Genomic DNA, 20,913 nt, shown 5'->3' with positions numbered 1-20,913 from the left:
CCTAATGCATGGTGCTACGTGCCGGTGCGCCGAGACGCAGATCCAGCGCCTGATTGGCCAGCTCATAGAGCGCATTGAATTTTTCCAGGAGCTCCTGATAACGGGTCATCATCTCCGTCTCCTCGGCCAGCACCGGATGATCGTCCAAAGAGCGTGCCAGCATATCCCGCGCCATACCCAGGCGTTCCACCACCTCAAAATAGGCCCAGCCGTCCGGCGGCTGGGCGCTAGCCGCCGTGATCTCCTGCTGGTAAAACCAGACCAGCGCTGCCCGCGTCACCGCCTGCGCCGCAGTCATTTCTTCCGCCTCGGTCAACTGCCATTCGTGGCTGACCGGCTCCTGCCAATCCATATAGACGTGCCAGCGCTGGCCGTTTTCATCCACCATATACTCCAGGCGCACGCCCACCCCCTGATCGCCCAGCCTGGCAATCAGGCGCTCCGCCTCGTCCCAGTCTTCCGCATAGTCGGGCAGCACACCGCCGGGCACGGCACCCATGACCAGACGTTCCACTCTCTCGACAAACTCCTCATCAAGAGGTGCCGTACGCGCGTATTCCAAGACGTCGTTGCTACTCAAAAAAAAGGCCATCCACAGGACTGCTGGCGCTGGCATATAGCTTGCGCGGCATGCGTCCCGCCAGAAAAGCCTTGCGCCCCGCATCTACCCCTAAGCGCATCGCCTCGGCCATGAGAATGGGATCTTTGGCGGCGGCAATGGCGGTATTCAACAACACCCCATCGCAACCCAGCTCCAGCGCCACCGCCACATCGGACGCTGTGCCCACACCGGCATCCACCAGAATCGGTACTGTCGCCTGCTCCAGAATGATGCGCAGATTGTATGGATTGCGAATACCGAGACCGGAACCGATGGGCGCCGCCAACGGCATCACCGCCACACAGCCCATCTCCGCAAAGACCTTGCACGCCACAGGATCATCCACGCTGTACACCATCACCTCAAAACCCTCGGCGATGAGGGTTTTGGCGGCCTCGTAGGTCTGCCGCATATCCGGGTAAAGGGTCTGAGGGTCACCGATGACTTCCAGCTTGACCAGTTTCCAGTCACCCAGCTCCCGCGCCAGACGGCAGGTGCGCACCGCGTCCTCCGCCGTATAGCACCCCGCCGTGTTCGGCAGGATGGTAAAGCGGTCCGCCGGCAAGAACTCCAGCAGATTGGCCTCGTCTTTATTTTGCCCCAGATTCACCCGGCGCAGTGCCACCGTAACAATCTCCGCACCGGCCGCATCGACGGCCGCCCGCGTCTCGGAAAAATCCTTATATTTTCCTGTACCTACCAGCAGGCGGGACTGGTACTCCCGCCCCGCAATCACCAAAGGATCTTTACGCATCGTATTTTATCTTCGCCTCATAAAAGGGGTTAGCGCAAGGCGCTTATCCGCCGCCCACCGCCTGGATGATCTCCAGGCGGTCACCAGCCATCATCACCACTGTGGCATGCGTGCTGCGCGGTACAATTTCACCATTGCATTCAACGGCCACACGACGATCCGCCCAGCCCAAATCCGCCAGCAGCGCCAGCAGCGTCATCTGCTCCGGCACCTCACGCGCCACACCATTTACCAGAATTTGCATGGTAGCGATGCTAGAACCTCACCGGGGGAGCGTCAAGCAAATGCCATCCTGATACCTAGGACCCATCGCGGGTTGGCTCCTCCACCCCCACTGATGCGGAACTATAGCCATGGGCGGTTTGCTATGGTAATGCTTGTTGCGGACTGGCCCGATGGCAAAAGCGAGAAGCTTAAAGCGGCTATCGCCCGGATCGTTCTACCTGGCGATGGCATTAATGTGCTCATCGAAGCTAGCTGACAGCCATTTATGGCATAATAGGCTCTATAGATGAAAAGATCAGGTGCAACCAGATGATTCCTATAAGCATTACAACGTTTCAAACCATTTCTAGCGTCATCTCAGGTGTGATTGTTGGTTTTTCACTGGGGTTGATTGGAGGTGGGGGTTCAGTACTGGCCGTGCCACTTCTCGTATATTTCGTCGGTCTCTCGGAGCCGCACATAGCAATTGGAACAACGGCTCTCGCTGTTTCATTAACCGCACTGTACAGCCTATTCCATCATCATCGTGCGGGTAATGTCCGCTGGGGAACTGCGTTGCGCTTTGCCGGTGCCGGGATAGCAGGGGCACTTGTTGGCTCGGAGTTGGGCAAGGCAGTAAGTGGGAAACATCTGTTGTTTCTCTTTGCCCTGCTTATGTTATATGTGGGAGCGCGCATGTACCGCACTGAAACGCATCCATCATGTCCAGTCCCGGCAAAGAACCAAAAGCGCGTATATGCTTACGGTAGTGGTGTTGGGATCCTTTCAGGATTCTTCGGCATCGGGGGCGGATTTCTGATCGTTCCCGCGCTCATGCGCTCTGCCCGCCTCCCTATCATCAACGCGATTGGATCCTCGCTGGTTGCCGTCTCGGCATTGGGAGCAACCACGGCGGCAAGTTACGCGTGGTCTGGGTTAGTTGATTGGCGGATTGCTGCTGAATACATAATAGGAGGCGTGGTAGGCGGATGGCTGGGTGTCATGCTTGCTAACCGGCTAGGTCAGAAGAAAACTATTATGCGCTATGTCTTTGCGACGGTCGTCATTGCTGTTGGGCTGTACATGCTGTGGAAACAGTTTGTTGCCTTCTAGCTGGCGATTAGCATCTATCGAATATCTATTCGTTGGTCGTCCAGAGGGAGCTTTGAACTTAATGTGCATGGATATCCTCCAAAATTTTGTGGGTGCTGGACAAACCTTCCCGTCCTACGGAAAAATGGTGTCCTATTCGTGTTTTTTTATGGCGCAGTGTCGGAGAAAATATGCGTATTCGTCAAATAGTGCTGATGGCATGTGTGGCGGCATTTTCAACAAGGGCGTTTGCGCAAGGACTGCCGCACATGAAGCGCGGTGAATGGAAAGATACGAGCGTTGCCAACGGAAGTGGCATCAAGGACACCTCTACCGTATGTAATCACGGTCAAGCCTTTACCTCCTGGATGATGTCAAAACAGGGATCGACCTGTATGACTACGGGGGTGCCGGTTATCGAAGGCAACGGGCGGACGGTTTTTCAGGAGAATTGCCTCTCAAGGCAACCACAAGGCGGTGCTGCGCATATACACATGACGGTTCATCTGACGGTCACCGGTGTGGGGCGTAGGTTCCGGTCCACTGTTACCGGACAGGTGAATGCGGATGGCTATCACTTTCCGATCAACGACACGGTAACCGGACATTATGTAGGGGCATGTCGTCACGACGGCTGATGTATACCAATTTCTTACGACCCTCTGGACAACGTAAGCGAGAGGCAGGCATCCTGTCCGCCTTTTTCTACTCGAAATGATTCACACAGGAGCATCAATAGCTGTTGTGGTCAGCGGAAGCATCCTCGCGAATCTCGGCTTTTATTCCGGAGTCACCTGATTCTGGTCCGCCGCACCGCATCAACATCGTGCGTTGCATCATTATGGGGCCCATTTTTCGGGCAGCATTGCCTGTCAGGCCGATCTGGAGTCAGCCCCGCAATGAATTACTTCTCGATTTAATTGGTTTCTGTAGATATTCGTCACTATACGGTCGACTTGGCACACGGCTTGCTGAACCGAAGGAACGTCTTTCAGGAACGGCCAAAAGGTGAGACGATTGCAGACATTTTTTGAATTTGTCAGAAATTCGTCATCAAACCGTCGTCATACTGTCATATAACTATGCCAAATTCATAATTTGAAATAGATTAGCCGCCGGTAACAACCAGATCAGGAGTCGTAATGCCGTGTCACCGTTTGCTTTCCGTAGCCATGGGGATTTTGAGTGTAGGTGCATGGGCCAGCGTTCAGGCCACTACCGGTTATTTTTTAAAAAATGGCGTCTTTCTGACAGTGCGCAAAATAAATCTGGCGCACCTTTTCTTACGGATTTATTTGAGCCTACGGTTACCCTTATTAGCGCTGCTTTTCATTCCTGGTGCGCATGCGGCCCCGCTCGACATACTGGTCCATGATCCCTTCGATACTCGAGGATGGGCAAAACAACCGCTGGGAGTAAGATGGCAAGTCCACGGGCTCGAACTCCCACAGAGCAAGCTGCCTGAAGAACAAACCGTTACGAAACCACAAAGCTTGACCGCGCTGACCACCTATGCCCTCGCCCATAACCCGCAAACACGGGTTGCTTTCGAAAATCTGCAAGCCTCTGCAGCGGGGCTGGGAGTTGCAGAATCGGCTTACCTGCCCAGCATGTCTCTCACCGATAATGCTGCCCGTTCGCAAGGCAACACCACCGCAGGTTTCAGCATCCCCATCATCAACAGCCATTCTGCCACACTTAGCTTGAGTTATGTGCTGCTGGACTTTGGCTTGCGTGCTGCGCAAAGGGATGCCGCTCTCGCCCAGCTCTACATCTCCGGCTTTGACAACAACGCCGCACTGACCAAGGTGGCCCTGAGCGTGACCCAGAACTACTATCAACTGATTGGGGAGCAGGCGCTGGTCGGGGCTTACCTAAAAACGGTTGTAGAAGATCGCGCCAATCTAGACGCCGCCAGTCTCAAACGGCATTCCGGCATGGCGACCATCGCCGATGTACTGCAGGCACAGTCTGCGCTGGCCCAGGCTCAAGCACAATGGATTTCGGCGAAAGCCACCGTCCTCTCGGACCAGGCCGCTTTGGCGGAGAGTTGCGGGCTGCCACCCGCCAACCCCATTCCCCTGGTTCCCCTGAATACCCATCGACTACCACCCAGTATCACGCCTTCTGTGCAATCTCTGGTTTTTCGTGCGACCCAGAATAATCCCAACGTGCAGGCGGCAGCCGCGCAAATTCTTGCCAGCCGTGCGACCCTACGGGAGGACCAGGCACAGGGGCTGCCGACCCTGAGCGCCTCCGCATCCGCTGGAAAACGCTTTCAGAATGGACTGCAACCTTCGCAAAACTGGGCTATCGGATTCTCTCTGAAAGTGCCCCTCTTTACCGGCTTTCATGACAGCTACCAGATCCAGCAGGCTCGTCGGGAGGAACGCAGCGCACGGGCTTCATTAAACCAGGAGACCCAAAGCATTGCCTTAACCGTATATCAGGATTATCAGACGGTCATGGGGGCCCGCTCGGCAGCTTCCGCTGCACAACTAGCGGTCCGTAGTGCCCAAGCTTCTCTCGCGGCTATTCGTGCGCAATACCAGGTAGGACTCTCCACCATGCTCAATCTGCTCACCGCCCAGGCCACCCTCACCACTGCCGAACAAACGCGTATTCAGGACATCACCACCGCCTATGTGCAACTGGCCAATCTTGCCAACGCCCTGGGGATGATCGGGCTGCCAAAAGCAGCAAATGCTACGGAGACGACTCCATGACCCGACGAATTTCTGGCAGGATCACCCTACTTCTGGCAACGGCACTCCTAGTTCTGAACGGTTGTGCAAAACATGACCATGTACGCAAGCACCAGCCACTCCCTGTCGAAACGGCTCTCGTGCATACGGGCGGCATGCCTATCGTAGTCAACACACTCGGGCAGGCGGTCGCTTCGCATAGTGTCACGGTTACTCCGCAGGTCAGCGGGATTCTGCAGCAAGTCGCTCTCCACTCGGGACAAACTGTGCAGAAAGGCCAGTTGCTGTTCCAGATTGATCCCGCCACGCCCGCCGCGCAGGTCGCCCAGGATCGCGCCAACTTACATGGCGAGATAGCGCAGGAACAGTATGACGATGCCCAGGTAAAGGCCTATGCCCCCCTACTCAGCAAAGACTACGTCACCCGCCAGACGGTCCAGCAAGCCCAGGCACAAGCTGACACAGCGGCCGCAACCGTTGCCGCAGATCGGGCAGCTTTGCAGAGTGCACGGATCACCCTGGCGGAAACCCGGATCACCGCCCCGATCAGTGGCACGGTCGGCATCCTGAATCTCAAGTCTGGCAATCTAGTCACGGCGAACAGCACCCAACTGGTCACCATCAACCAGATTCAACCCATGAATGTCCAGTTCAGCCTGCCCGAAACGTACCTCGATGACCTGCATACGGCCGTCGCTCACCAGACCGGCAAAGTGCTCATCTGGGACGAAAATCACCAGCACCTGATTGGCCAGGGCAAAGTTACCGTCATTGACAATACCGTCAATACCAGCTCCGCCACGGTCACTGCGCGGGCCAGCATACCCAACCAGCAGTCTCTGCTCTGGCCCGGTGAATATGTACAGGTGGATTTCACGGTCAGACAACTGCGCAACGCACTGATCATTCCTGCAAATGCCCTACAGCAAGGGGTTTCCGGATCCTTTGTTTACACTATCAACGATGGCAAGGCGGTCATGAACCCCATCAAGTTCCTCGGGCAAGACGGAAACCAGGTAGCCATTGCGGCACCCCGTCTGTCCGGGAAGGCGGTCATCGTAGGCGCTCCGACCCGCCTGCATCCCGGCTCGTCGGTTCGAGTCCTTCAACCATGAATTTGTCCGAACCGTTCATCCGCCGTCCTGTTGCCACCACCGTGTTGGCAGCGGCTGTGGCCCTGCTTGGCTTATTCGCCTATTTGCAGTTACCCACCGCCCTGTTACCCAACGTCAGTTTTCCCATGGTCATGGTCACCGCACAGCTCCCCGGAGCCAGCCCCAAGACCATGTCGAGCGCAGTGGCGACACCTCTGGAAAGACAGTTTTCCAGCATCCCCGGCCTCAACTCCATGAGCGCCGTCAGTCAGGATGGCGTTACCCAGATCACCTTGCAGTTCAATCTCAACAAATCTCCTCTAGGTGCTACCCAGCAAGTCTCCAATGCCGTCGCCCAGGCTCAGCATTTTCTGCCCCCGGGCATGCCGGAACCGCCCTCGGTACGGCAGATGAACCCCTCCGCCCAACCGGTGTTTTATATCGGTATGTCGGCTCCCAACATGCCGCTGTACGAGCTGGACAAATATGCGCAAACCAAGGTGAGTACTGCCTTGTCGGGCATTGCCGGGGTATCGGATGTCCAGGTCTACGGCGCCCAGACCTATGCCGTGCGCATCTATGTGAATCCCTTTGCCCTCTCCGCCCGGGGACTCAGCCTGCAGGCAGTACAAAGCGCCCTCGGCAACGCCAATGTGAACCTGCCGGGCGGTACGCTGACCGGGGGCGGGCAGGATTTCGCAACCCAGGTCCATGGTCAGCTTCACACAGCAAACGCCTTTAATCACCTGGTTCTGGCTTATGAAGGTGGACAGGCGGTGCCCCTCAGTGCCGTCGGCAAGGCCATTAACAGTACGCAATACAACGAGCAGGAAACCTGGATCAATCGTACCCCGGGAATTGTCCTGGCCGTGGTCCGACAGCCCGGCAGCAATACCGTGGCCATCTCCGATAAAATTCGTGCCCTGCTTCCGCAACTTCAGGCCGCCATGCCGGGAGGCGTGCATCTGACCCAGGTTTTCGATCTGGCCGACTACATACGTGCCGCTGTGCATGAAGTCCTGATGACCCTGATTCTGGCCAGCATTCTGGTAGCGGGTGTCATGTGGATATTTTTGCGGCGACCGTCCGCCACCCTCATCGGCGCGGCAGCCATCCCACTGTCTCTGCTAGGCACCTTTCTGGTGATGATGCTCCTCGGCTTCAGCATCAACACCCTAACCCTTCTGGCATTGACACTTTCCGTCGGATTCGTGGTCGACGACGCGGTCGTGATGCTCGAAAACATCAACCGGCATATTGATCGAGGCGAAGTGGGCCGAGCCGCCGCCTTGAATGGCAGCAAGGAAATCAGCTTCACCGTGCTATCGATGACCTTGTCTCTGTCCATCATCTTTCTGCCTCTGATTTTTCTGGGCGGTTTCATCGGGCACTTGTTTTCCGACTTCGGGGTCTGTATCGCCGTGGTCATTCTGATTTCTGGCATCGTCGCCCTGACGGTGACCCCCATGCTCTGCAGCCGTTATCTCAAACCCAGCCACCTCAATGCACAGCATGACCTCCAGGATCAAGGACACCTTCCGGAAAACGGAATATTCCAGCGCTTTTTCAAGGGAAGTCGGGGTTTTTATATCCGCACCCTGAAGGTAGCGCTGCAGCACAAATACTGGATGCTGGCGCTGACCGGATTATCTCTCGCGGGGAGTGTCTGGCTGCTGATGATCGTACCGAAAGCTTTTTTGCCCAACCAGAATTCAGGAACGATCAATGCCAACATCGAGTATCCGACCGGAATGACTTTTGCCGAGATTAGCGGCGAACAAGCGGAGATCGCCAAGGTGGTCAAAGCCGATCCGCGCATTCAGTCGGTAGTCTCTTCGGCAGGACAGGGTCCAGGAGGCTTCGGCAGCCCCAGTTCCGGGCATATGTTCATCCACATTCGCAACGGCTATGCCCCACAAACCGGGGAAATCATCACCGCACTCGATCACACAACGCGCCGTTTTCACAATGTCCAAATCGTATTTCAAGGACCTCAAAGTGCGCACTCCGGTACTGCCAGCGGCAATGGCAGCTATGACTATGAACTCATGGGTGGCAACTGGACGAATCTAAATGCCGCGACCCTCAAGATGACGGAAGCCCTCCGTCGCTTGCCGCAACTCCGTTCTGTCAGTAACAGTCTGCAGAATAACAATCCTCAGGTAGCCATCCGTATCAACCGCCCAAGAGCAACCGCGTTGGGTGTCACTCCTGCGGCGATCGAAAACACCCTGGGTCTGGCATTCGGCGGTCATGAGGTGGGGACTATTTACGGCGCCAATAATCAGTATGAAGTGATCATTGAACTTGAACCGCGCTATCAGAAAAACATCAATGCCCTATCCACCCTGAGCGTCCCCGGTGCCGGAGGTGCTTTGGTACCGCTCTCGGCGGTGGCCGAGTTTCATTACGATGCCGCCCCCCTAAACCTGATGCAACATGATGGTCAGCCTTCGACCACCATCTCCTTCAATCTGAGGCCGGGGGTCAGCCTGGGTACCGCCATATCTGCCCTGCAAAAATCAGCCACAGAAGTACTTCCTGCGGGGATTGTCGGTCATCTGGGAGGAAATGCCGCGCAATTCCAGTCGGCTTTCAAATCTTTGCCCTTCCTGTTGCTGGCGACCGTCTTGCTGATTTATGTGGTATTAGCCATTCTCTATGAGCATTTTCTGCATCCCCTGACCATTCTGACGGCATTGCCCCTTGCCGCCTTCGGCGCTTTGCTGTCGCTGGTCATTTTTAACGAACCCCTCGACCTGTATAGCTTTATCGGGATCATCATGCTGCTGGGACTGGTCAAGAAAAACGGGATCATTCTCGTCGATTTTGCCGTCAGCCGCCGTCGCGAAGGCGCAGATGCCTTCGATGCCATTGTCGATGCCTGCTCCATTCGTTATCGCCCGATTATGATGACCACTTTTGCAGCAATCCTCGGTGTATTACCCATTGCCATCGGTTTTGGTGCCGGTGCTGGCAGCCGGGTACCTCTAGGTATTGCGGTAGTGGGCGGCCTGATATTTTCACAGTTCCTGACCCTTTACATCACGCCCGCATTCTATCTGTTTTTTGAGGAATTACGAGTGGTTCCAGGATATTTCCGCTGGTTATTTGGACGGTCAAGATATCCACAATAGGAAGCATCCATATTTGCATTAAAGGAACTGAAGCTTTGCCAGAACTCCCCGACTCCCGTGTGGGGTGGGCAAAAACCTACATTGCTCAGGCCAGTCTCGTGGATCCAACCGAGCGGGGTATAATGCATATTACTGATAGAGGCAAAGCCAAGGGCGACATCGCCCAGCCGAACCCAACGACCTGACCGGCGTGATCAATGTGACCGACTTCAACGATGCTGATAAACTGGGCCGGGGCAAAAGCCAGCTCTACACCCCCGCCTTGGGTCTTTCCGGTGGTGTGGACCATACTCTTTGGCTTAACCGAAGAATCCGTTGAGTGAGGCGTGACCATGATGGAAAGCACAGAAGTCGTTGCCACTGAAATAAACAATCTGATCGCCCATACACAAACCATGACTCTGGCAACACTGGATTCAGCAGGTCTCCCAGAGGCATCTATAGCACCATTTATTCATGATATGGCAACTCGTCAGTTTTATACTGCCGTGAGTGGACTTTCCTCGCATACGGCCCATCTGGCTGCTAAAAAGCCCACGGGGATCCTGTTCATCGCGGATGAACAGGGTGCCCCTCAGGTGCTTGCCAGAAAGCGCGTGAGCTATACCTGCGATGTCCATGAAATCTTCAGGGAGACCGAAATTTGTCACATACTCTACGAACAGTTCAAGGCCAAGTTCGGCGGCATCATGGAACTCTTATTCCAGTTACCGGACTTTCGCCTGTTTGCTTTTGATCCTTTATCCGGGCGTTATATCGCCGGGTTCGGGAAGGCTTATACCTTAAAGGGTGACTCTATCGCTCCGATAGGTCCAGACGATATCCGGAAGTCTGCCGGGAACTGAAAATGCGCTTACCTCACCGCCATGTCGGAGCGTATGAACATGTTGCCTGAAACCGCACGCCGCAAAGTCCACGAGACTGAACAGCGTCTAGGCCACTGGGATGCGTATGTCCGAAGTATCTACATTACCATCCTGGTGATCATGGCCTATCTGCTGGGATACGAGTTTGACCTGATGGCTCCGCTGCATGGAGGAGCAGCCGTAGTCGGTGCCTTGTGGGCCGCCGTTACGGTATTAGCCGTATACAAAGACGACCGTGTTACTACCCGCAGCAGCTTCTTTTCGACCATGGGTTCCGCTCTATTTGGCGCAGCCGTGGCCTTGGCTTATCTGCTCTGGATTCCACCGCATATGTGGGATTTGGCCCTGGTCATTGTCCCAGCCATGCTGATAAGTCAGTTGCTGGGGTTTGCAGATCGGGGGCGACAAGTGGTCTCGACACTTCTGATCATCGTCATCTTTTCCCACTTAAACAATTCAACCCCCTGGGTGAACGCGGCTATGCGGACGGCCGAGGTGCTCATAGGTGCGGTGGTCGGTCTGCTCGGTGGTTATTTTGGTGAACATTTGCCCGGATTGGATGAAAAGCCAGAAAAGAGCGCAGAGGCAGAACACCATAAACAATAACGGGGAGTCGGACAGGTCTAGGTGATTAAAGCCCACTAAATGGCAGCCGAATGGGGAGCCAGTGGGGAACAGCGCTACGTAATGCACAAGAAAGGACGCTGGGCATACCGAACCTGAGTAACCCTGCTGCTGGCCTGAAGATGCACCGTGAAGAAAGCCGGGATCGCCGCCTGCACCCTGATGAGCAGAAGCTACATTCTGGTGGCTGCTGGACTCAAGAAAACTGCCGAGGTTGTGCCTTTGAAGAAATTGCCCGGTCATCGCAAAAGTGCTATCTGAGAATACGCGCCAATGAGGTTTTGCAATGGCTCTCATATCAGAACTGAATGGCTATGGACGGCGGTCCGAAACTAAAACCGACGGGCGGCTAGCTTAATGATGCCTGGCTATGCATACTCACCACCATGAGTTCAAGCTGCTGGCCCACCGTAGACTAAACTCTGATAAGAGCTTCCGACGATCCTTGCTGCGGAAGAAGCACGAACTGGAGCGCGATCTGTTGCTCACTTTCTGGCTGCTGTCTTGGCCTTACGGGGGAAACCGATGATCAAAATCCGCAAGAGTGAAGAGCGCGGGCATGCCAACCACGGTTGGCTCGATAGCTACCACACGTTCTCGTTTGCCGAGTACCATGATCCAAATCATGTGCAGTTCGGCAGCCTGCGTGTCATTAACGAAGATCGCGTGCAGCCAGGTCAAGGTTTCGGTACGCACGGGCACCGCGACATGGAAATCGTCAGTTACGTGCTGGAGGGCGCGCTGAAACACAGCGATAGCATGGGGAACGGTTCGATCATCAGTCCTGGCGATGTGCAGCGAATGAGCGCAGGAACCGGTGTTACCCATAGCGAGTACAACGCGTCACAAAGCGAGCTGGTACATTTTCTCCAGATTTGGATCCTGCCCAAGACTATCGGATTAGCTCCAAGCTATGAGCAGAAGTATTTTCCCATCAATGATAAACGCAACCGGCTGTGTCTTCTGGTGTCTCCAGACGGACACGACGGTTCAGTCACCGTACATCAGGATATCCGCATCTACTCGAGTGTGCTGGAAAAAAGCAGCAGCGTGACTCACACGTTGGCGCCCGGTCGACGGGCTTACGTGCAGTTAGCTTCGGGCGCTGCTGAAGTCAACAGTCACCTCCTCCATGCCGGCGATGGTGCGCGCATCACTGATGAATCGTCAATCTTATTGACAGGTGCGCCTGAAGCAGAGGCCCTGATCTTTGATATAGCCTAAGCACGACCGGCGTCATTGCTCACCAAAGGATTGTTCACCTCAACAAAGCAATTGGAGGCGTACAGATGAGCCAAAATAAAGTCATGGGTGCGAAAGTTCAAATTTCAAAGAATGGCCCATATATTGTTTCTGGAGATGTTCCGCTAAGCAAGGAGATCATCGGCGTAAACGCATCCGGAGAATCAATAAAGTGGGAGCAGGGACAGAAATACCCTTCCCAGGAACAGTATGCATTGTGCCGTTGTGGCCACAGCAGGAACAAGCCATTTTGCGATGGCTCACATTTAAAAACCGACTTTGATGGTACTGAAGCTGCGAATCGCCAATCTTATATTGATCAGGCCAAGACTTTACGAGGCCAGAATCTGTCATTGACGGATGTTGAGAGTTTGTGCGCTTTTGCGCGCTTCTGTGATCCACACGGACAGGTATGGGGTCTGGTCTATGAAACAGATGACCCGCTGAAAAGCAGGCATTTCGTCAACCAGACCTGTGACTGCCCATCGGGGCGACTGGTGGCCTGGGACAACAACACCGGTAAACCGATTGAGCCGGAATATGAGCCATCCATAGCACTGATTGAAGACCCCTCCAAGGCGTGTTCCGGACCCGCGTGGTTGCGCGGTGGAGTGCAATTGATCGGGGCCGATGGTTTCGAGTACGAAGTGCGCAACCGAATGACCCTGTGCCGTTGCGGTGCTTCTCAGAACAAGCCTTTCTGCGACGGCACACACGTGTCGATCGGATTTAATGATGAAACCTAAGTCTGTAGTGATGATTCATCAAATGAGGAGCAACGCCAATGCCGCGTTTTCCTCGCAAAATCTTTGCATACGCTGTTCACTGCGCGGCTGCCAACAGGCAGACCGACCTGCGCGCAGATTCGCCACATCGGAAAAATCCATCTTTTCGATCTCTTCCACACGAATGCTCACGATATACCTCCATCCATCAGTGATAATCCACGATCTCCACGTCCCAGGCGTTGCTGTCGCGCCATACGAAGCAAATCCGCCACTGATCATTGATGCGCATGCTCCATTGGCCGTTCCGATAGAATGACGGCATATGGGATTGTTGGCGCAATGTTCAGTGGAAGTGATGATTCCTTATCAACCTTTGAGGACAGATGGTACTGGTATTGTTGGGATAATATTGATATTTATGAAAGCTCTTTTGGTGGGGGAAACTCTGTGCTCGCTCAAAGAAAAAGGTTTAAGAAAGTAAAACCTGGCGATAGAATAGCTGTAAAGAAGAGCCTGATAGGCGATGGAATTATTGCTGTTAGGGCAATAGGAATTGTTAAGGATGTAGATTTGTCTGAATGGCGCTTCTATGTTGATTGGATTCTGAAAGAGAAGGATATTGGACAGCGTCAATACATGGCCCGTACTCTGCTGAAGATCGTCACATAAAAGATATATTTATTTTATAAAATAAATAAACCAAAGCCGCACCTGAAAACCAAGGTTTTCTGAACACTTCGTTTCTAGACACTTTCGGGGCCTTTTTCGGCCCTGAATCTGTCCATCAACCCGTCCATGTTTCAATGTTCGCTTAACATCTCTGGATGGGTGCTCTCTCGTTGGTGCCGAACAGCTACGATCAATGCAGTTTCCCCGTCATAACGATACAGAGCCACATACCCGCTTCCACCAAAACCAATCAGCCACTCCCGGTATTCGGGTTCCATGCTTTCCGCCGGACGCCCCGCCTCTGGATGTGCCGCTAGTATTTTCACTCCGGCCCGGATGGTTTTGACCGCACGTTGCGCAGCATCTTTGTTCCGATCCGCCAGAAATCGGTACAGCCGCTGCACATCCAGCAGCGCCGGTGGGGACCAGATCAGACGTGGCAATGGGGAGGCTCCACGTCTTCACCGGCTTCCAAGCGCGCCATCCAGGTATCGGCCTCTTCCTGCGTGACATGCAGCCCCGTGTCCTGATAGGCCTCCCAGGCCTGAATACCTTCCTGCCGCAACGCTTCCTGCTGCTCTTCCCTCTCCACAAACTGGCGGATCGCTTCTTTCATGAGCCAGTGCATAGAACGATGACGGGCGTCGCCCAGACGCTGGATACGCGCCTTCATTTCGAGATCTATCTTAACCGCCATGGGTACGGTAGGGGGGACGGATGTGGACATGATCAAGCTCTCCGAGGTATTCATTAGTATTAGTATATTATACCTATTCAACCATCATGAAAATCCACCTGGGTGGGATTTGATCCGGTCTTTCCTCACAAACCACCGTTTTCGAGAGTCTTCAGATGGCGGTGATTGTTTCACAGCAAATCAAAGGGTTGCAATTCTCGAAAACCATTCTCAAAAGACTGCTAAGGTTTGCAGCCATGGTGACGAGTTTCGAGAACATGATGGTCAGTCCGCTGGACGACTGCTCCCGCTGCGTTGCTGTCGCTCGCAGTCGCAGGGCAAAGGACAGTAATGAGTCGAGAGTTCGCACTCCTCAAAGCAGAAAGCAGTCGATCGGAAAATCCAAATTCTCTCTGCCATGCTGTGCTCCAACCGGTTTTTGCGCAAAACGGTAGGGCCCGTCTTGCCAATCAATCCTTGCACGCAACAGGTATTTCTCCCATTACACTATTGGCCTTGGTCCTGGCTGCCATAGGGGTCTTTGCGGCGATCAACTCCATAGCCATAGCGGCACTGCTTCTGGTTCCGTATGGACTATGGCTGTTCGTGGCGTTGTATTTGAACTGGACTATATATTGGCTGAACCGAGATATCCGTTGAGGGAGGTGAGCATATCCTCTATGCCTATATTGATTCATGAAGCGTGTTCACATGTTGCCTGAAACCGCACGTCGCAAAGTCCACGAGACTGAACAGCGTCTAGACCACTGGGATGCGTACGTCCGAAGTGTCTACGTTACCATTCTGGTGATCATGGCCTACCTGCTGGGATACGAGTTTGACCTGATGGCTCCGCTGCATGGCGGGGCAGCCGTAGTCGGTGCCTTGTGGGCCGCCGTTACGGTGTTGGCCGTATACAAGGACGATCGTGTTACTACCCGCAGCAGTTTCTTTTCGACCATGGGTTCCGCTCTATTTGGCGCAGCCGTGGCCTTGGCCTATCTGCTCTGGATTCCACCGCATAGGATTTGGCCCTGATCATTGTCCTGGCCATGCTGATGAGTCAGGCGCTGGGGTTTGCAGAAAACAATAACGGGAAGTCGGACAGGTCCAGGTGATTTAAATGGTGTATGGCCTGATGGCCGCGTGGCCTTTAGGCTACTTATTATGGTACGCTTAACCGGTCTTTTAGAGACTATGAGGGACTTTCCATGACCCACGTCATTCTTGCCGATGTTGCTGCCAGTGTTTCCGAACTCAAAAAGAACCCTATGGGAACCGTGGCCGCAGGAGAAGGGGCTACTGTGGCCATTCTCAACCGCAACGAACCGGCTTTTTACTGTGTCCCAGCCGCTACCTATGCTGCACTCCTGGAACATCTGGAAGATTTGGAGCTGAACGCTTTGGCGGAAAGCCGTCTGAAGGATGGCCAAACCCCGATCAAGGTGTCGCTGGATGCCTTATGAGCTCACTTTTCATCCCTCTGCCCTCAAAGAATGGCAGGCCTTGGACCATAGCGTCCGTGCCCCATTCAAAAAGAAACTGGCAGAACGCTTAGTGCACCCACGCGTCCCTTCCGCTCAACTGCAGGGCCACCCGGATCGCTACAAGATCAAACTCCGCAGCATAGGCTATCGCTTGATCTACCAAGTGATGGAAACGGAAGTCCAAGTGTTGGTCCTGGCGGTAGGCAAGCGGGAAGGCTCTGTCGCCTATCACAAAGCCAAAGGACGCTAACCCATGCCAGCCCCCATCGGTGCCCGAGAAAGACACGCCCAAGACCGGATCATTCATCTCTTCCAGCACACCCTCGGCTACCAATACCTCGGCAACTGGAAAGACCGGCCCGACAACCGGCCCATTGAAGAAACCCTCCTGACCCGCTACCTCCAAAAACAAGGCTATACCACCGCCCTCATTTCCCGCGCCCTCCACGAACTGCAAACCATAGCCGGAGACAGCACCCAGCCCCTCTACAACGTCAACCGGGCCGTCCATGGCCTGCTCCGTTACGGCGTCAAGGTCAAAGCCGATACCGGAGAGCAAACCCAGACGGTCTGGCTCATCGACTGGAAGCACCCTGAAAACAATCATTTTGGCCTGGCCGAAGAAGTGACCGTCAAAGGCACCCACGATAAGCGTCCGGATCTGGTCCTTTACGTGAATGGTATTGCCCTCGGCATCATTGAACTCAAACGCTCTACGATCTCCATAACGGAAGGCATTCGGCAGCACCTGGACAACCAGAAGGTGGAGTTCATAGAACGCTTCTTTGCCCCGCTGCAGTTGCTTTTGGCCGGTAACGACACGGAAGGCGTCCGTTACGGCACCATCGGCACCCCTGAAAAATATTACCGCAGCTGGAAAGAACCCAGCCCCATAGAAAACCTCCTGGACCGGCACCTGACCCAGCTCTGCAGCAAGGCCCGCTTCCTGGAGCTCGTTCACGACTTCATCGTCTTTGATGCCGGAATCAAAAAGACCCCCCGCCACAATCAGTATTTCGGGGTAAAGGCTTCCTAGGAACAGATTCGCCGACACATGGGCGGCATTGTCTGGCACACCCAGGGCAGCGGCAAAAGCCTCACCATGGTCTGGCTGGCCAAGTGGATTCGGGAAAATATTACCGACGCACGGGTACTCATTATCACCGACCGCACCGACCGCACCGAACTGGACGAACAGATTGAAAAGGTGTTCCTGGGGGTGGACGAAAAGATCATCCGCACCAAAAGTGGGGCAGATCTCATTGACCAGTTGAACAGCGCCGAGAACTGGCTCCTTTGCTCCCTGATCCACAAATTCGCCTCCAGAGACGCCACGGGGGTCTCTTTCGGCTATGTGGCGGTGAGTTTTACCACAGGAATATACGAGGGCCATAAATGCTTTATGGCCCTCAAAATGTTGCTACCAATTACTATTGTGTTTCTTTGTCTCAGGCTTGGCATCCACACTTGGTTGCTGAATGTTGGGGTGGTAAGAAGGCGTAGCTACGGTAGACACTTGGCTCGGAACGGATTGGCTTTGCGCATGGTAGGAGGAACTTAACATCCTACCGATTTGCAACTCACCGGGTGCAACGCTAGAATTACCAGAATCTACATTTACAAGATGACCGTAAGATAATGTTGGAGTGACCCGATCTATCACAACCTTTCCGAAAGGCGTTTGAGTCCGCCCGAGGTCTTGTCCAGTTTGAGGATCTTTCATCTCTTGGCCCATAGCTACGACACGATATAAGGCTCCCTTTTCGACTGACTCTCCACCCTGACTTAATACTACTTGGTCCCCATTTTTTTGGAGAATTGTAATAGGATATTCTCGCATGAGAATAGAGGCAATGATTTTGTGGACTATACTATTTTCCATATTCTGCAATGTAGACGAGGCACTAAAGTTTGTGCCGAGTGTAGTAGGAGATATTGATGGAATGGCACCCTGAATAGTATCGGCAGTCATAATCTGGCGATTGGTAACATCAACCAGTTTTTCAGACAAAGACCATCCACCAGAATAACTAACGAGCTGTCTACTAGATATAGATAGGTTTTGTGCATGCCTATAATATCCTAGATTGTTGATGGTTCCAGACCAAATCACATCTGCACTTGTTTCCTGACCAAGCTTCGCATAGTCGGCGCTTGGCGTTTGACCGTTAGTGATGAGTGAAAGCTCACTATCTATTTCCGCATTGTCACCACGATCCAAAACAACAAAACGACCGGTCTGACTAAGTGCGGTAACTAGTTGCTGGCGTATATCATTAGTAACCTTGGTGGACGGGACAGATTGACCACCAACTGTAAAGGTCGAATTTGGCGTTTTAATGGTTCCAATAACGATCTTCAGCAGATTAGGAGATTTTTGACTCTGAAACTTAGGGAATGAAGCCTCTATTGTGGCCGTATAGCTTTTGCCTAGAAAACCAAACAGCTCTGGCTTCTTTATTTTTACAATTTTCAGCGAATTTAACAATCCATTTGTTTCATTTTTAACAGCAGAACCGGAGACCTCGGCTTCAATATTCCTGGTTTTCATGTTATCAGCAATATGGATTGCGGCTTTATACTTTATGGAATCAAAGTTAACTTTCTCGCCATACTCTTGCAGTATTGCATTTTTAACCGCATCATTGATGGCATCGTTGCGTGTAAGGCCTGTACCTGTAGCTGTAACTTTGACAGTAGTAATATGGCCTGCGTTCGGAACGGGTGCGGCATAAGGTGATGACGGGGTGCTACTCGAAGCGGCAGAAGTCGAGGCATTATGGTTTTCATGTTTTGCACAGCTGGTTAAAAGCAGTAAAGCGATTGGCAAACTATATGCCATCCGGTTTTGTATCATTTTCCCCCCGATTAAAAATATGGGGAAGGGGAATATCAACCCCTCCCCGAGAGCAAAAACTATATTCGCTCCTGCGACTATGGTTTATTTATAATGACCCCAATGCGTTTGTAGCACTGGCTGGTACAGCGATTTTATTGCTTTTTGCAAAAGAGACAGCTTCATTTAATGAGCTGCCAAGGTTGCTAATGCTGGATGGTAAAGACTTTACTACATAAAGCCCCGAAGAGAGTGCTGATGCGTCTTGTGCCGCAGTCATTGGCGACAACGATGACACAGAAGAAGAGAAGGAACTGGCGGCGTTCTTCATGCCGACATAATGGAGAATGCCACCACCAAGGCTGCCTAGACCTTTTGCATAATCAATCTTGTCTTCAGCAGACAATATCGGCTTCTTGGCTTGTGCTTCAGCGATAGCTTTGGAACTTCCACCAATGATTGTACCTGCATGCTCAAGCCCTGATTTACCGACTTTGCCTGCTGCACCTGTTTTCAGGGATGTCAAAGTGGCCTTGATCGTAGCCACCTGACCCTTGAGGTGTAATGCCTGAGCCATATCTTTCTGGGCGGTAAGAACAGAAATATTTCCGGCAACATACTGACCAACAAGCTGATTGCTGGCCGCAACCGGATCGCCAGAGGACTGCGCCGATCCGCCTCCGGTAACAGCGTTAGCCACTGAGCCAAACAACCCAGCTGAGGCTGAAATAGGGAGAGCAGCAAGGATGGCGGCTAAGACAAAAGTTGTTTTTTTCATATTCAGTAGCTCCTAGTAGGTAGGTTGTTAATTAACAGATTGTTCATTCAGACGAGACACCATATCTAATGCAGTTTTGTTGGCCGCATTCTTAATCGCATTCGTCAGTGCGATACCCTGAGTGGGTCCTAGGCCAGAAAACTGTTCTGGTCCAACAGCAGCAATAACAGTTGCAAAACGCGACTCGACATTATACATCGTTGCATCTACTGTAACTGTTATTTCCTTCAACCCTGTATTAGGGTCCGTGATTGGAAGCCCAACTCTCATGCTACCTATGGCCAAATAAGGTATTTGCACTAGTTGCATGCCCTTTATCATATCATCGCGTGTTTTCGGCTTGATATCTCTTCCAATCTTATACTCATTTTTTATTTCATTTATATTTATTAGACCATCAGATCTTGATGCAACTTGAGATGCTGAAACAAGAGAGAATCCTGCCTGCGCAAAATCTCCAGTGAAAATGCTCTTAATAGATTGGGCGGTGATAAGCTTGTACTTGTATTTGGTGCTCTGCCGTAACTGACTTCCACCAGATACTACCGTTTGAGACGTGTGATCAGAGAAATCCTCTGTTCTCCGATCGTTTGACCCAACCCCTATAGAGCCACCATTTATATTTTGAGACTCCTCACCGACGTTGGTTTTCGCCAGCCCCAGATTCTGCTGAAATCCTGTATCGGTTCTTTGATATCTGCGCGCACTAAAATCTTTCGCTGACGCTATTTGCCTTGCCACAAAAAAGAATCCAATCTGGGTCTTCTTGTATCCTGGGGATTGACCCACAGAAGATGCCGACCTTAAAGCATTATCCAGCAGAGAAGTATTAAGTTGCACCTGGAGGGATATCTGGTACATGTGTAAACTTTTGTGTTCCACCTGGGAGATCACTGATGTACCTAGAACATAATTAGGAAGATTATTCATGACAGATTGTTGTACGCTGGAAAAGTTGGCGGTGGATGAGTCGCCCTTTTCAGCATAATAACGGATTACTGCATTTTGTTCTGCCTTTTGAAAGGCATGTTGCTTATCCTGGGCCGTAACATGTCTTCCAGCGTAGGTAATGGACCCCATGCCCTGTATGTCGTTTATACCACCATTAGCATACGCAACACCTGTTACGGATGACAGCGTTATAAGTAATATTGCTCTTTTCATTGCTTGCAAGACTCCAGTGCGTTATTGGTGTTGGAAAGCATTCTCTTGATGCCAGGTGTGGAAGACGCTGAAGCAACCCATTTTTCGTTAGATCCGTTGAGTGCTTTAGCCAATTTAATAAACAAGCCCCGCAAGGCAGCTTGATAGGCGGGTCCTGTAGCCACGGTTACTTGAGTTTCTGGGATTATTTTAATAACCCCATTTTTAAATGCTGCATCCATGTAGACATCGTTTAGAAGGGGGTCAACCACCTTGA

29 protein-coding genes and 1 pseudogene are annotated in these 20,913 nt (G+C 52.7%); 19 read left to right on the top strand and 11 right to left on the bottom strand.

Features of this window, described 5'->3' with window-relative positions:
• Nucleotide 1: 1 nt before the first annotated feature.
• From M0P56_RS00260 to thiS, 3 genes are read right to left on the bottom strand one after another with little or no spacing between them, the layout of a single operon-like run.
• The gene (locus tag M0P56_RS00260) at nucleotides 2-592 is read right to left on the bottom strand and encodes a hypothetical protein (protein ID WP_291508053.1); all 591 of its coding nucleotides are present in this window, start codon (nucleotides 590-592) and stop codon (nucleotides 2-4) included.
• On the bottom strand, nucleotides 573-1,355 hold the full coding sequence (locus tag M0P56_RS00255) for a thiazole synthase (RefSeq protein ID WP_291508052.1): 783 nt from the start codon (nucleotides 1,353-1,355) through the stop codon (nucleotides 573-575). The genes M0P56_RS00260 and M0P56_RS00255 overlap by 20 nt, the downstream gene beginning before the upstream one ends.
• A 43-nt stretch (nucleotides 1,356-1,398) precedes the next feature.
• Nucleotides 1,399-1,599 carry a sulfur carrier protein ThiS gene (gene thiS, locus M0P56_RS00250; protein WP_291508051.1) on the bottom strand — a complete coding sequence of 67 codons (201 nt, stop codon included), beginning with the start codon at nucleotides 1,597-1,599 and terminating at the stop codon, nucleotides 1,399-1,401.
• A 290-nt stretch (nucleotides 1,600-1,889) separates the two neighbouring features.
• Between thiS and M0P56_RS00245 the strand changes: the two genes are divergently transcribed.
• The 12 genes from M0P56_RS00245 (at nucleotide 1,890) to M0P56_RS00195 (ending at nucleotide 13,065) form a co-directional block, all read left to right on the top strand.
• Nucleotides 1,890-2,672: a sulfite exporter TauE/SafE family protein gene (locus tag M0P56_RS00245; protein ID WP_291508050.1), complete on the top strand. Its 783-nt coding sequence runs from the start codon at nucleotides 1,890-1,892 to the stop codon at nucleotides 2,670-2,672.
• Between the two features lie 170 nt (nucleotides 2,673-2,842).
• On the top strand, nucleotides 2,843-3,289 hold the full coding sequence (locus M0P56_RS00240; protein ID WP_291508049.1) for a hypothetical protein: 447 nt from the start codon (nucleotides 2,843-2,845) through the stop codon (nucleotides 3,287-3,289).
• 504 nt (nucleotides 3,290-3,793) lie between these two features.
• On the top strand, nucleotides 3,794-5,377 hold the full coding sequence (locus M0P56_RS00235; protein ID WP_291508048.1) for a TolC family protein: 1,584 nt from the start codon (nucleotides 3,794-3,796) through the stop codon (nucleotides 5,375-5,377).
• Nucleotides 5,374-6,471: an efflux RND transporter periplasmic adaptor subunit gene (locus M0P56_RS00230; RefSeq protein WP_291508047.1), complete on the top strand. Its 1,098-nt coding sequence runs from the start codon at nucleotides 5,374-5,376 to the stop codon at nucleotides 6,469-6,471. Before M0P56_RS00235 ends, M0P56_RS00230 begins: the two co-directional genes overlap by 4 nt.
• Nucleotides 6,468-9,587: an efflux RND transporter permease subunit gene (locus tag M0P56_RS00225; RefSeq protein ID WP_291508046.1), complete on the top strand. Its 3,120-nt coding sequence runs from the start codon at nucleotides 6,468-6,470 to the stop codon at nucleotides 9,585-9,587. The genes M0P56_RS00230 and M0P56_RS00225 overlap by 4 nt, the downstream gene beginning before the upstream one ends.
• A gap of 59 nt (nucleotides 9,588-9,646) precedes the next feature.
• Nucleotides 9,647-9,772, top strand: a complete 126-nt coding sequence (locus M0P56_RS00220; protein ID WP_291509240.1) for a winged helix-turn-helix domain-containing protein — start codon at nucleotides 9,647-9,649, stop codon at nucleotides 9,770-9,772.
• Between the two features lie 30 nt (nucleotides 9,773-9,802).
• Nucleotides 9,803-9,910 carry a tryptophan-rich sensory protein gene (locus M0P56_RS12345; protein WP_366110254.1) on the top strand — a complete coding sequence of 36 codons (108 nt, stop codon included), beginning with the start codon at nucleotides 9,803-9,805 and terminating at the stop codon, nucleotides 9,908-9,910.
• 9 nt (nucleotides 9,911-9,919) lie between these two features.
• Nucleotides 9,920-10,432 (top strand): HugZ family protein, encoded by a 513-nt coding sequence (locus M0P56_RS00215; RefSeq protein ID WP_291508045.1) that lies wholly within the window; start codon nucleotides 9,920-9,922, stop codon nucleotides 10,430-10,432.
• A 39-nt stretch (nucleotides 10,433-10,471) separates the two neighbouring features.
• Nucleotides 10,472-11,059: an FUSC family protein gene (locus M0P56_RS00210; RefSeq protein WP_291508044.1), complete on the top strand. Its 588-nt coding sequence runs from the start codon at nucleotides 10,472-10,474 to the stop codon at nucleotides 11,057-11,059.
• Nucleotides 11,060-11,206: 147 nt separating this feature from the next.
• Entirely contained in the window at nucleotides 11,207-11,338 is a 132-nt protein-coding gene (locus tag M0P56_RS00205; protein WP_291508043.1) for a hypothetical protein, read from the top strand.
• 264 nt (nucleotides 11,339-11,602) lie between these two features.
• Nucleotides 11,603-12,301: a pirin family protein gene (locus tag M0P56_RS00200; RefSeq protein ID WP_291508042.1), complete on the top strand. Its 699-nt coding sequence runs from the start codon at nucleotides 11,603-11,605 to the stop codon at nucleotides 12,299-12,301.
• Between the two features lie 65 nt (nucleotides 12,302-12,366).
• A complete protein-coding gene (locus M0P56_RS00195; RefSeq protein ID WP_291508041.1) occupies nucleotides 12,367-13,065 on the top strand; it encodes a CDGSH iron-sulfur domain-containing protein in 699 nt (232 codons plus the stop codon).
• Nucleotides 13,066-13,083: 18 nt separating this feature from the next.
• Here M0P56_RS00195 and M0P56_RS00190 read toward each other — a convergent pair whose 3' ends face one another.
• Together M0P56_RS00190 and M0P56_RS00185 are read right to left on the bottom strand one after the other, a co-directional pair.
• Nucleotides 13,084-13,236: a hypothetical protein gene (locus M0P56_RS00190; RefSeq protein ID WP_291508040.1), complete on the bottom strand. Its 153-nt coding sequence runs from the start codon at nucleotides 13,234-13,236 to the stop codon at nucleotides 13,084-13,086.
• Nucleotides 13,237-13,252: 16 nt separating this feature from the next.
• A complete protein-coding gene (locus M0P56_RS00185; protein WP_291508039.1) occupies nucleotides 13,253-13,369 on the bottom strand; it encodes a type II toxin-antitoxin system RelE/ParE family toxin in 117 nt (38 codons plus the stop codon).
• Between M0P56_RS00185 and M0P56_RS00180 the strand changes: the two genes are divergently transcribed.
• Nucleotides 13,360-13,716, top strand: a complete 357-nt coding sequence (locus M0P56_RS00180) for a hypothetical protein (protein WP_291508038.1) — start codon at nucleotides 13,360-13,362, stop codon at nucleotides 13,714-13,716. The two genes, M0P56_RS00185 and M0P56_RS00180, sit on opposite strands and share 10 nt — an antisense overlap.
• A gap of 131 nt (nucleotides 13,717-13,847) precedes the next feature.
• Here M0P56_RS00180 and M0P56_RS00175 read toward each other — a convergent pair whose 3' ends face one another.
• Together M0P56_RS00175 and M0P56_RS00170 are read right to left on the bottom strand one after the other, a co-directional pair.
• Nucleotides 13,848-14,159 (bottom strand): type II toxin-antitoxin system RelE/ParE family toxin, encoded by a 312-nt coding sequence (locus tag M0P56_RS00175; protein WP_291508037.1) that lies wholly within the window; start codon nucleotides 14,157-14,159, stop codon nucleotides 13,848-13,850.
• Nucleotides 14,147-14,443, bottom strand: a complete 297-nt coding sequence (locus M0P56_RS00170; RefSeq protein ID WP_291508036.1) for a CopG family ribbon-helix-helix protein — start codon at nucleotides 14,441-14,443, stop codon at nucleotides 14,147-14,149. Before M0P56_RS00170 ends, M0P56_RS00175 begins: the two co-directional genes overlap by 13 nt.
• A gap of 300 nt (nucleotides 14,444-14,743) precedes the next feature.
• Between M0P56_RS00170 and M0P56_RS00165 the strand changes: the two genes are divergently transcribed.
• The 6 genes and pseudogenes from M0P56_RS00165 to M0P56_RS00140 all read left to right on the top strand — a co-directional run.
• Nucleotides 14,744-15,052, top strand: coding sequence for a tryptophan-rich sensory protein (locus tag M0P56_RS00165; protein WP_291508035.1), 309 nt, complete (start codon nucleotides 14,744-14,746; stop codon nucleotides 15,050-15,052).
• 51 nt (nucleotides 15,053-15,103) lie between these two features.
• A complete protein-coding gene (locus M0P56_RS00160) occupies nucleotides 15,104-15,430 on the top strand; it encodes a hypothetical protein (protein WP_291508034.1) in 327 nt (108 codons plus the stop codon).
• 173 nt (nucleotides 15,431-15,603) lie between these two features.
• Nucleotides 15,604-15,858 (top strand): type II toxin-antitoxin system Phd/YefM family antitoxin, encoded by a 255-nt coding sequence (locus tag M0P56_RS00155; protein ID WP_014029619.1) that lies wholly within the window; start codon nucleotides 15,604-15,606, stop codon nucleotides 15,856-15,858.
• Nucleotides 15,848-16,129 (top strand): type II toxin-antitoxin system RelE/ParE family toxin, encoded by a 282-nt coding sequence (locus M0P56_RS00150; protein WP_215877056.1) that lies wholly within the window; start codon nucleotides 15,848-15,850, stop codon nucleotides 16,127-16,129. The genes M0P56_RS00155 and M0P56_RS00150 overlap by 11 nt, the downstream gene beginning before the upstream one ends.
• A 3-nt stretch (nucleotides 16,130-16,132) precedes the next feature.
• Complete coding sequence (locus tag M0P56_RS00145) at nucleotides 16,133-16,915, top strand: type I restriction endonuclease (protein ID WP_291508033.1); 783 nt, start codon at nucleotides 16,133-16,135, stop codon at nucleotides 16,913-16,915.
• Between the two features lie 18 nt (nucleotides 16,916-16,933).
• A pseudogene (locus M0P56_RS00140) lies at nucleotides 16,934-17,197 on the top strand (DEAD/DEAH box helicase family protein); the annotation flags it as partial.
• A 102-nt stretch (nucleotides 17,198-17,299) separates the two neighbouring features.
• On the opposite strand, the gene M0P56_RS00135 reads toward M0P56_RS00140, so the two are convergent.
• From M0P56_RS00135 to M0P56_RS00120, 4 genes are all read right to left on the bottom strand, one after another.
• The gene (locus tag M0P56_RS00135) at nucleotides 17,300-18,736 is read right to left on the bottom strand and encodes a CsgG/HfaB family protein (RefSeq protein ID WP_291508032.1); all 1,437 of its coding nucleotides are present in this window, start codon (nucleotides 18,734-18,736) and stop codon (nucleotides 17,300-17,302) included.
• An 88-nt stretch (nucleotides 18,737-18,824) separates the two neighbouring features.
• Entirely contained in the window at nucleotides 18,825-19,493 is a 669-nt protein-coding gene (locus M0P56_RS00130; RefSeq protein WP_291508031.1) for a hypothetical protein, read from the bottom strand.
• A 27-nt stretch (nucleotides 19,494-19,520) separates the two neighbouring features.
• The gene (locus tag M0P56_RS00125) at nucleotides 19,521-20,657 is read right to left on the bottom strand and encodes a hypothetical protein (protein ID WP_291508030.1); all 1,137 of its coding nucleotides are present in this window, start codon (nucleotides 20,655-20,657) and stop codon (nucleotides 19,521-19,523) included.
• Nucleotides 20,654-20,878, bottom strand: a complete 225-nt coding sequence (locus tag M0P56_RS00120) for a hypothetical protein (protein WP_291508029.1) — start codon at nucleotides 20,876-20,878, stop codon at nucleotides 20,654-20,656. The genes M0P56_RS00125 and M0P56_RS00120 overlap by 4 nt, the downstream gene beginning before the upstream one ends.
• Between the last annotated feature and the right edge of the window lie 35 nt (nucleotides 20,879-20,913).

This window comes from Acidithiobacillus sp., from assembly GCF_023229925.1.
Taxonomy (GTDB): Bacteria; Pseudomonadota; Gammaproteobacteria; order Acidithiobacillales; family Acidithiobacillaceae; genus Acidithiobacillus.
The sequence above is the reverse complement of the archived record's forward strand: the minus strand, read 5'-3'. Positions and strand labels throughout refer to the sequence as shown.

Bases quoted from the DNA above. Each gene is read 5' to 3' on its own strand.
- M0P56_RS00260 (WP_291508053.1), bottom strand. From the start codon at position 592: ATGGCCTTTTTTTTGAGTAGCAACGACGTCTTGGAATACGCGCGTACG.
- M0P56_RS00255 (WP_291508052.1), bottom strand. From the start codon at position 1,355: ATGCGTAAAGATCCTTTGGTGATTGCGGGGCGGGAGTACCAGTCCCGC.
- thiS (WP_291508051.1), bottom strand. From the start codon at position 1,599: ATGCAAATTCTGGTAAATGGTGTGGCGCGTGAGGTGCCGGAGCAGATG.
- M0P56_RS00245 (WP_291508050.1), top strand. From the start codon at position 1,890: ATGATTCCTATAAGCATTACAACGTTTCAAACCATTTCTAGCGTCATC.
- M0P56_RS00240 (WP_291508049.1), top strand. From the start codon at position 2,843: ATGCGTATTCGTCAAATAGTGCTGATGGCATGTGTGGCGGCATTTTCA.
- M0P56_RS00235 (WP_291508048.1), top strand. From the start codon at position 3,794: ATGCCGTGTCACCGTTTGCTTTCCGTAGCCATGGGGATTTTGAGTGTA.
- M0P56_RS00230 (WP_291508047.1), top strand. From the start codon at position 5,374: ATGACCCGACGAATTTCTGGCAGGATCACCCTACTTCTGGCAACGGCA.
- M0P56_RS00225 (WP_291508046.1), top strand. From the start codon at position 6,468: ATGAATTTGTCCGAACCGTTCATCCGCCGTCCTGTTGCCACCACCGTG.
- M0P56_RS12345 (WP_366110254.1), top strand. From the start codon at position 9,803: ATGCTGATAAACTGGGCCGGGGCAAAAGCCAGCTCTACACCCCCGCCT.
- M0P56_RS00215 (WP_291508045.1), top strand. From the start codon at position 9,920: ATGATGGAAAGCACAGAAGTCGTTGCCACTGAAATAAACAATCTGATC.
- M0P56_RS00210 (WP_291508044.1), top strand. From the start codon at position 10,472: ATGTTGCCTGAAACCGCACGCCGCAAAGTCCACGAGACTGAACAGCGT.
- M0P56_RS00200 (WP_291508042.1), top strand. From the start codon at position 11,603: ATGATCAAAATCCGCAAGAGTGAAGAGCGCGGGCATGCCAACCACGGT.
- M0P56_RS00195 (WP_291508041.1), top strand. From the start codon at position 12,367: ATGAGCCAAAATAAAGTCATGGGTGCGAAAGTTCAAATTTCAAAGAAT.
- M0P56_RS00180 (WP_291508038.1), top strand. From the start codon at position 13,360: ATGACGGCATATGGGATTGTTGGCGCAATGTTCAGTGGAAGTGATGAT.
- M0P56_RS00185 (WP_291508039.1), bottom strand. From the start codon at position 13,369: ATGCCGTCATTCTATCGGAACGGCCAATGGAGCATGCGCATCAATGAT.
- M0P56_RS00170 (WP_291508036.1), bottom strand. From the start codon at position 14,443: ATGTCCACATCCGTCCCCCCTACCGTACCCATGGCGGTTAAGATAGAT.
- M0P56_RS00165 (WP_291508035.1), top strand. From the start codon at position 14,744: ATGAGTCGAGAGTTCGCACTCCTCAAAGCAGAAAGCAGTCGATCGGAA.
- M0P56_RS00160 (WP_291508034.1), top strand. From the start codon at position 15,104: ATGTTGCCTGAAACCGCACGTCGCAAAGTCCACGAGACTGAACAGCGT.
- M0P56_RS00155 (WP_014029619.1), top strand. From the start codon at position 15,604: ATGACCCACGTCATTCTTGCCGATGTTGCTGCCAGTGTTTCCGAACTC.
- M0P56_RS00150 (WP_215877056.1), top strand. From the start codon at position 15,848: ATGCCTTATGAGCTCACTTTTCATCCCTCTGCCCTCAAAGAATGGCAG.
- M0P56_RS00145 (WP_291508033.1), top strand. From the start codon at position 16,133: ATGCCAGCCCCCATCGGTGCCCGAGAAAGACACGCCCAAGACCGGATC.
- M0P56_RS00135 (WP_291508032.1), bottom strand. From the start codon at position 18,736: ATGATACAAAACCGGATGGCATATAGTTTGCCAATCGCTTTACTGCTT.
- M0P56_RS00130 (WP_291508031.1), bottom strand. From the start codon at position 19,493: ATGAAAAAAACAACTTTTGTCTTAGCCGCCATCCTTGCTGCTCTCCCT.
- M0P56_RS00125 (WP_291508030.1), bottom strand. From the start codon at position 20,657: ATGAAAAGAGCAATATTACTTATAACGCTGTCATCCGTAACAGGTGTT.
- M0P56_RS00120 (WP_291508029.1), bottom strand. From the start codon at position 20,878: ATGGATGCAGCATTTAAAAATGGGGTTATTAAAATAATCCCAGAAACT.